At 72.5% G+C, this 1478-nt stretch carries 2 protein-coding genes; both read left to right on the forward strand.

The features are described from left to right. The coding region (locus AE652_RS41300) for a hypothetical protein (RefSeq protein WP_049661128.1) at nucleotides 1–216 on the forward strand (216 nt) is incomplete at its 5' end. A 115-nt stretch (nucleotides 217–331) separates the two neighbouring features. Next, entirely contained in the window at nucleotides 332–1363 is a 1032-nt protein-coding gene (gene pstC / locus AE652_RS41305) for a phosphate ABC transporter permease subunit PstC (protein ID WP_049661130.1), read from the forward strand. Nucleotides 1364–1478 lie beyond the last annotated feature (115 nt).

Here is a 1478-nt window from a genome sequence, read left to right on the forward strand (position 1 = left end):
ACCGCGCCCTCCGGCAACGCGATCGCCGCGGCCCCGGTCGGCACCCCGGTGCCCGACCGTCCCGGCACCGCCCGCCTGCTGCTGCCCGTCGCGCTGATCGCCGGCCTGGTGCTGCTGGTCGGAGGACCGGCCGCGCTGGTCCTGGGCGGTACCCCGGCCGGGGCGAAGGTGCTGACCGGCGCCCGCGCCCAGTGGTCGCGACTGCGCCGCAAGTAGGAACCCGCGCTCGGCGGGGCCGCCGTTCCGGCCCCGCCGAGCGCTTTCCCTCCCGCCGAGGCAGCGCCCCGGTCCCTCACCGAGCACGCCCGTTCCCGAGCACGGAGAGCACACCATGACATCCGCCGCCGAGCCCGCGGCACCGTACGCCGGGGCACCACGCCAACCCGACCACGGGCCCGACCAGGACGTGCCCCGCACGATCACCTCCCCCGCGACCCCGGGCGACCGGGTGTTCCGCGGCGTGCTGCGGCTGGCCGGCTTCTCGGTCTTCGCGATCATGGGACTGATCGCCTTCTTCCTGATCCTGCGCGGCTCCGACGCGCTGCGCGCCGTCGGCCTGTCCTTCCTGACCGAGCAGAAGTGGCAGACCGCCGCCCACAACTTCGGCATCGCCGCCGTCCTGCCCAACGGCCTGCTGATCGCGGTGATCGCGCTGGTCATCGCCGTCCCGGTGGCGATCGGCACCGCGATCTTCATCTCCGAGTACGCCCCGGTGCGGCTGCGGGCCGCCCTGGTCTCGCTGATCGACCTGATGGCGGCCATCCCCAGCATCGTCTACGGCCTGTGGGGCCTGTTCTTCCTGCAGCCGCGGATCATCGGCTTCGTCCGCTGGCTGGCCAACCACCTGGGGGAGTACATCCCCTTCCTCAAGGTGCGGACCGGCGACATCGGCACCTCGTACACCTCGTCGACCTTCATCGCCGGCGTGGTGGTCTCCCTGATGATCATCCCGATCGTGACCTCGCTCAGCCGGGAGGTGTTCTCCCAGGCCCCGCAGGGCGAGCGGGAGGGCGCGTACGCGCTCGGCTCGACCCGGTGGGGGATGGTCCGCGCGGTCGTCCTGCCGTTCGGCAAGGGCGGGGTCATCGGCGCGGTGATGCTGGGCTTCGGCCGGGCGATGGGCGAGACGATCGCCGTCGCGCTGATCATCTCGCCGAACTTCAAGGCCATCACCCACATCCTGGAGAACGGCGCCAACTCGATCTCCGCGCTGATCGCGCTGCGCTTCGGCGAGTCGGACGCGCTGTCGCTCTCCGCGCTGATGGCCGCCGGTCTGGTGCTGTTCGCGCTCACCCTGCTGGTCAACGTGCTGGCCGGGATCGTCATCAACCGCTCGCGCTCCGGCGCCGCGACGGCGGACTGAGCATGACCGACCGTCAGTCCGCCCACAGGGCACGCAGCCGTCCGCACCGTGAAGGGACCATCCGATGACCACGCTCGACCTGCCGCCGGTCGCGGCGTCCGGGCCCGCCGGCGAG

Source organism: Kitasatospora sp. MY 5-36 (genome assembly GCF_001182915.1).
GTDB lineage: Bacteria > Actinomycetota > Actinomycetes > Streptomycetales > Streptomycetaceae > Kitasatospora.